Genomic DNA, 7,323 nt, shown 5'->3' with positions numbered 1-7,323 from the left:
GACATCATGCGGGTAAAACAACAGCGCAAAGTTGATGGACAAACAATTACAACTCACTATATCGACAAGGTTTACGAGGTTGAAATAACGCCAGATGAAACCACCCAGCGCACCTTTATTGGCGATGTAGCGGTATTAAACGAAACCGGCAACAAAAGCGAAATTCGCTTCACTCACAAAGACCGCTTAGGCAGTGCCAGCACCTTTACTGATGAGCAAGGCAGAGTCACAGCATATCGCAGCTTCGACCCCTTTGGAAAACCCAAAGGCGGCGACTTTATTCCATTATCGGCATTGGGATTAACCGCACGATTAAGCTCAAATCCAGCCGACAGCGACATGGCAACCCGCCGAGGTTTTACCGACCACGAGCATTTGGATGAAGTAGAGCTTATTCATATGAACGGTAGGGTGTATGATTATAATGTTGGTAGGTTTATGTCTGTGGACCCCATAGTTCAAGACATAGGTAATAGTCAAGGCATTAACCCTTATTCGTATGTGATGAACAATCCATTGAGGTACACTGACCCCAGTGGTTATACGGCAGATCCAAAGCGAAGTGACTCTATTTGTGGCAATGGGGACTCTTGCGGGTCTGCGTTTAATTTCTCTGGCTCGCCTGGAATGAATGCTGGTGGCAATGGAACTGGCGCTTCTAATGAAGTTAAACCAAACACTAATACTCAGGTATCAGTGTTTGTCGCGCAATCATCGAGTGGCGGTGCAGAAGGAAGCGGTGGTGATACTACTGAGATAGGTTCTCTTCAAAGCACTAAGTTAAATGGAGAGGCAGAAGCTGTTTTTGGTGTTGAAAATGGTGTTTCTGTGGGAGGTATTTTAGTTTCTAATAGTCAGATATTAGATTGGAATGCACGACACCTAGCGGCAACATCTAAATTAGACACTTTACGAGCTGGAAGTTATTTTAAAGGTGTAACATCGTTAATAGCTGAGCAACAGAGTGTAATAGATGCTATTAACTACGAAATCGCTGTTGCTACAGACACTGCTGGTTTAACATCTAGTACCCCAATCTTTAACTTGTTGGGTGTTGGAGGGCTTGCTCGGAGTATTGTTTCGAGAACTGTGGTTGCAAAGGGACTAACTCGAACACCAAATGAAGCTGGTGTTGTTAGAGAATTTGTAACTGAGTCAGATCAAGTGTTCTTTCGAGTTTTTTCGGATAGACCCCAAGGTAGTTTTTTAACAGCTGTTCCACCAAGAAGTAGCGCTTTTGCGCAAGAAGCATTAGCGTTGCCTCGAAATAATACTGCAAGTTTAATTCAAGAAGTATTGGTTCCAGCTGGTACTAGAGTAAGGAGGTCTCGTGCATCACCGCTTAGAGCCGATGATGTTTTTCCGAATAGGCGAGGAGGAGCAGAGCAATTTGAGCTATTACGTAGAATTCCAAACTCAAGCTTTGGTCCAGGGAGTCCGTTACAATGATTGAATTTAGCCAAGGTAAATTGAAAGTGGATGGGCTACTCTGGGAGTTAGAGTATCCCATCATAGATGTAATAGAGTTTGAAAAGGCTGTAATTGTTTTATTCGATCCAGATGCAGGTTTAAATATGAATCAATTTGCTAATTTAGTTTGCTATACGCGCTCTTGTGAGAAGCTTTGGATTGCTGAGTTGCCTACGAGTAAATCGTCGGATACTTATTGTGGAATGATCTCCAAAAATCCTTTAGCTTTATATTCATTTTGCTCTTATGACGTAGAAATTGATCCTAGAAATGGAAAAATATTAAAGAAAACTTTTACAAAATAGTTTATTTCTCTTTGTTTGGATTAAGTAGCTATTATTCAGTTGATGGAAAGTAAAAAGTGCGATGAGATGCCAAACTGGCAATTTGAATTTGATAAAGTTTCTGCCAAAGCTTTAGATATAGATGAACTAGTGAACTTAAATAGGATGAACTCAAATAGGACACCCACTTTAACCATTCTTTAGGTCACTTTTTATTTCGGTCAACTAGTTCAAAATGAGGTAGTTGACACTGAATAAAAGAGAGTAAAAGGAATTATACCCAGACCAAGGAAAAGTCTAATATGTGAAACGGATACCCCTTATTACCACTGCATTTCTCGTTGTGTAAGACGAGCCTTTTTGTGTGGGTTCGACCGATATAGCGGTGTGAGTTATATACACCGTCGCCAATAATGTGAAGGCAGACGGCGCTTGTTCAGTCGTTTGAAACCTAGGTTTTTCAATGAATAAACTAGGTCCCAAAAAAGATAAACAATATCGCCAAGGTCGCACCAATTCCCGCTATTTTTAACCCGTTTTTGTACATGGGAATTTTAGGTATAAACATGAGAAATGCGGAAATAACAAAAAACAATAAAGCTAACCCGAAACTGATGTTTAACCAAAATAGGGGACTGTTGTTGGTGGCTTTGTGCATTTTGACCATTTTGGCTAGTACATAAGGGTATTCTTTACGAGTGACAGTTGCTGCGCCAGTTTGCTTTTCGTATTCACCAATATTGAGCGTAATGACCGAATCCGTTTCACCGACCACTTTACTTCCTCTTATACGAAGTGCTAATGGCAGTTCTTTGGCGGTTAAGTTGGGCTCGAGTTGCCTAACTTGAATTTTGTCATATTTCAGGATGTCGGTTGGACGGAAAATCAGAAGAATACCGCTAATTGAATACACCGCCATAATTCCAGCGAGGAAAAATCCAAGCCAACGATGATACTTACGAAATGCCATATGTAATTTAGGGGATGCCACGAAGTTAAAACTCATTTTTTGATGATTAATATATAAATGAGAATAAATCTTAATTGTTTTTTTGTGAAGCGCTATAACAAATAAAAAGCCGGCAGAGCCGACTTTTTATTGTCTAACCCATTTAAATTAATTGGCGTGTCTGCCAACATCGTCTTCTGTTAATGGGGTTGGAGCATTAATCGCTGGTGGGTTGTTTAACACCTGAACCTCTGTGGCATTTAACGCACCTCCACTTGTTGCTGTAGCGTCGCCGCTGGCAACGGCGATGTTACCAGACCAAGTGTTGGATGATCTGTTCGCGACATTGTTATATAAGATGCCGTCGTCAGAGATAACAATGTTATTAGTAATCGTGATATTGGTTGGTACGTTTGAATAAACGTCTCCGCCAATATGAATACCGCCGCCTACACTATCTATGATGACGTTGTCGAATACGTCTACGTTTGTTGATGTTTCGTGGCTGTCGTTTCCAGTACTGTCTGAGGTATCTCCTGAGTCAATCAAAATAGGACGTCTCCAGCTTACACCGGTTAAATTTTCCATATAGTTGTCGTGAATTTTATGACCTTCGCCATAAACGCGAATGCCTCCGGTTTGATAGTTGTCGTCAGACACTGAATTTCCAGAGCCCACCCCGTAGAAGTAATTTCCATAGGCTTCATTGTTAGATCCTAAGCGGAACGACAGCGATCCCATAGAGTTTTTAAAGGTATTGTAACGAAATACATTATTTGACGTTTTCACTGTGATTATTTCGTTTTCACCGTCACAATTTTCAAAAAGATTGTATTCAACAATGTTATTTGTGACCACATCTTGGGAATCCGCTATACCCATAGCAATAACTTCGCGGTCGGAATCGCCAGCAGGTGTACCGCCTACTAGATAAGGAGCGATATTGTTGAAATGGTTGTGATGAACATGTAAATCTGTCGTCATCAGTGGATCGTCAAATTGTGTTTTGATGAAACTACCCGTGATTTTCTCGCCGCGATCCGACAAATTTTTATCACGGAATTCGTTGTATCCGATTTCGATAAATTGACTTGCCTGAGTCATAACAATAGAGGTTTGGCTTTCCGTAATGTCTTTATGGTCAAACAGGTTGCGCAATATTTTGATATTGGTTGAATTAACAATTTTAACTAAGGTGCTTTCGTCATTAGGGCCAAAAACAAAACCTTGCAGGGTAATATTATTCGAGTCGGCAACAGTGGCATTGGTTAATGAAACACCGCCAATACTTGCCGCCCTTATTAACACTTGTTCATCAAAATCGTAATTCTTCAATGAAATTTCGCCTGACCCCGTAATAATAACTTCATCTCCGCCTCTGACGTTGGCAAGTACATCATTCAATGAATCTGGTGTTGCTGTGTAAGTATCTCCAGTGACTGGTGTGTCAGGATCTATTGGATGTGGGTCTATCGGATCGGGATCAACAGGATCATCGTCTTCAACGGCTTTGATGTCTATCCAATTAAGGTTAAAATCGCTTCCGGTGATATTGATCCTGATTGTATGTTCGCCTGCATCGATTTGTCCTAAATCCACAGTTTGGGTTACCCAACTTTGCCAGTTTTGGGTATTTTCAACATTTAAACTGTTTCGTGTTGAACCATCAATTTGTATGTCAAAAGAGCCTGTAGAATGCCTTGAAGCAACGCGAAACTCAGCGTTGAAATCGCTAGTTTCATCGACGTTTATGACATATTCGAGCCATTCACCAGATTTTATCCACCCGACGTTATAGCCATTTCCAGTGTCTTGGGTTTCTTCAATATCCACAGCGTCGTCACGATATTCACCACCTCGATTGGCAGAGTCTACGTCTGAGAAGTCGACATAATCTTCAGCTTGAATAAGCGCGGGTACATTTACTGCGTCGTCGGAAACGGGGGGAAGGGGAGTACCCGGGATAAACTCAATATCGGTTACGCTATTCCAGTCATTACTGCTATTACCAAAACCGATATATCGAATATAACGAGTATTAACATCATCATTAAACGTAAATGTTTCGTTTTCAATAGTACCGCCACTGCTAGACGTGTCGAGCTCTGTCGTCCATGTTTCAGCGTCAGTTGAGGTTTCTATTTGAAAAAAGGTATTGCGAACGTCCCCTTTGAAAAACGCAATGCTAACGGCATTTATCACTTGGTTAGAACCAAAATCATATTGTATCCACTGATCTCCATTGCGGCCTTGAGCTGACCAGCGAGTGGAGAAGTCATCGTCGTCATCAAGGGTATTTTCTGGCACATTACCGTCGTCGCTACTTGCGATTACCGATACGGGAGTGACTGCGTGTGCGGTTACGCCAAACCCTGCAAAAATAAGAGCAGCAGTAATGGCGCTGTATTTCATCTTGTTCTTTTTCATAGTGTTCTCTTTTTAATTGGTTGTAAGAAAAGACCATTCTTTTGCTTCCGATGGTTAACTAATGGCTAATGTCATCTGCTATAAATCAATGCCACACCATTTGCAACAAAATATAAACAAAATAATAACAAAAGTAAATTGTTTAATTTTTATTCATCAATATGTTGCTGCTGAAAAGCAAGAAGGAGGAAAAGAGAGCGTAAGAGTGAATTGCAGGTAATAAAAAACGAGGCATTTGCCTCGTTTTCTTATGTAGTACGAAATTGCGTGTAGCTTATTCGTCTAAGAAACTTTTCAGTTGCTCAGAGCGGCTTGGATGACGTAGTTTACGAAGGGCTTTTGCTTCGATTTGACGAATACGTTCACGAGTAACGTCAAATTGTTTACCTACTTCTTCCAAGGTGTGATCGGTGTTCATATCGATACCAAAGCGCATGCGAAGTACTTTTGCTTCACGAGCGGTAAGCCCTGAAAGCACTTCTTGAGTCGCATTTTTCAAACTGCCACCGGTTGCTGAATCAAGAGGCTGCACTATTGTGCTGTCTTCGATAAAGTCGCCTAAGTGGGAATCTTCATCGTCACCAATGGGGGTTTCCATTGAAATAGGCTCTTTCGCAATTTTTAACACCTTACGAATTTTGTCTTCTGGCATGATCATGCGTTCTGACAATTCTTCAGGTGTAGGTTCACGACCCATTTCTTGTAACATCTGACGAGAAATACGATTAAGTTTGTTAATCGTTTCTATCATGTGTACAGGTATACGAATGGTTCTTGCTTGGTCAGCGATAGAACGGGTAATTGCTTGACGTATCCACCATGTTGCATAGGTTGAAAATTTGTAACCTCGACGGTATTCAAATTTATCAACGGCTTTCATCAAGCCAATGTTACCTTCTTGGATAAGATCCAAGAATTGTAAGCCACGGTTGGTGTATTTCTTGGCAATAGAAATAACCAAACGTAGGTTGGCTTCAACCATTTCTTTTTTCGCTCTACGGGCTTTTGCTTCACCAATAGACATGCGTCGGTTAATATCTTTGATATCAACAATTTCAAGGCCTGTTTCGTGCTCAACCGCGCTCATTTTACTGATGCTACGTTCGATTTCTTCTTTGTAGGTTAAAAGTGCTTCTACATAAGGTGCACCAGAGGCCAAGACGGTTGCAAACCAATCAACAGTGGTTTCATTTCCAGCGAAGGCTTTGATGAAGTCTTTTTTCGGCATTTTCGCTTGGATAACACAGTGCTTCATGATCAGACGTTCTTGAATACGAACTCTGTCCATCATGTTGCGCATGCTGCGAACCATGCGATCAAATTGCTTTGGAACTAAACGAAACTCTTTAAAAACCTCACTTAGGTTTTCGATTTCTTTACGAGCTGCCTTATGGCTACGACCTTTCGACTCGATAACTTTACGCGCTTTCTCGTATTGGTTACGAAGTAAGGTGAAGTGCTCGCGAGCTAATTCTGGATCGACTCCAGTATCTTCTTCTTCTTCGTCATCATCATCGTCTTCGTCATCTAATTCTTCTTTAGAAAGCTCCGACCCAACATGGGTTGCAGTTGGTGCGATGTCTTGATCTTCGTTAGGGTCTACAAATCCTGAAATAATATCGCTAAGGCGAATTTCTTCAGCTTCGAATAAATCCCATTGGTCTAATAGCTCAGTAATTGCTTCAGGATATTCAGCAACTGAACATTGAACTTGATTGATACCATCTTCAATACGCTTGGCTATTTCTATCTCGCCTTCACGAGTAAGTAGCTCAACCGTTCCCATTTCGCGCATGTACATACGCACAGGGTCAGTTGTTCTGCCTATTTCACTTTCTACCGTTGCAAGTGCTTGCGCAGCGGCTTCGGCGGCATCTTCATCGGCAGACGCTTCTTGCATAAGCAATTCATCGGCTTCAGGCGCTGATTCGCTGACCTGAATGCCCATGTCGTTGATCATGCGAATGATGTCTTCGATTTGGTCTGAGTCTACAATGTCTTGAGGAAGGTGATCGTTAACTTCTGCAAAGGTAAGATAACCTTGTTCTTTACCTTTGGCGATAAGAAGCTTAATCTGTGACTGCTTGCTTTGTACCATAAACCCTACACTAATTTAATTGACACTTTGACGCTTAACCCGAGTTTCACTTAGCTGCATACTATGCAGTAGTTATAACTTCTATTTAGGGAAGC

5 protein-coding genes and 1 pseudogene are annotated in these 7,323 nt (G+C 41.4%); 3 read left to right on the top strand and 3 right to left on the bottom strand.

The features are described from left to right. The 3 genes and pseudogenes from J3L16_RS02085 to J3L16_RS16170 all read left to right on the top strand — a co-directional run. A partial coding sequence (locus J3L16_RS02085; protein WP_242698590.1) for an RHS repeat-associated core domain-containing protein occupies positions 1 to 1,449 on the top strand: 1,449 nt, incomplete at its 5' end. After that, positions 1,446 to 1,775, top strand: a complete 330-nt coding sequence (locus tag J3L16_RS02080) for a hypothetical protein (RefSeq protein WP_207611204.1) — start codon at positions 1,446 to 1,448, stop codon at positions 1,773 to 1,775. The genes J3L16_RS02085 and J3L16_RS02080, both read left to right, overlap by 4 nt. A 255-nt stretch (positions 1,776 to 2,030) precedes the next feature. Next, positions 2,031 to 2,162 (top strand): annotated as a pseudogene (locus J3L16_RS16170) (transposase); the annotation flags it as partial. Between the two features lie 64 nt (positions 2,163 to 2,226). Here J3L16_RS16170 and J3L16_RS02075 read toward each other — a convergent pair. From J3L16_RS02075 to rpoD, 3 genes are all read right to left on the bottom strand, one after another. Further along, positions 2,227 to 2,745 (bottom strand): hypothetical protein, encoded by a 519-nt coding sequence (locus tag J3L16_RS02075; RefSeq protein WP_207611203.1) that lies wholly within the window; start codon positions 2,743 to 2,745, stop codon positions 2,227 to 2,229. 126 nt (positions 2,746 to 2,871) lie between these two features. Next, complete coding sequence (locus J3L16_RS02070; protein ID WP_207611202.1) at positions 2,872 to 5,130, bottom strand: carbohydrate-binding protein; 2,259 nt, start codon at positions 5,128 to 5,130, stop codon at positions 2,872 to 2,874. A gap of 274 nt (positions 5,131 to 5,404) precedes the next feature. Then, a complete protein-coding gene (rpoD, locus tag J3L16_RS02065; RefSeq protein ID WP_207611201.1) occupies positions 5,405 to 7,228 on the bottom strand; it encodes an RNA polymerase sigma factor RpoD in 1,824 nt (607 codons plus the stop codon). Between the last annotated feature and the right edge of the window lie 95 nt (positions 7,229 to 7,323).

It is taken from the genome of Alteromonas sp. 5E99-2 (assembly GCF_017368475.1).
Lineage (GTDB): Bacteria > Pseudomonadota > Gammaproteobacteria > Enterobacterales > Alteromonadaceae > Alteromonas_F.
This window is presented reverse-complemented; position numbering and strand designations above follow the sequence as displayed.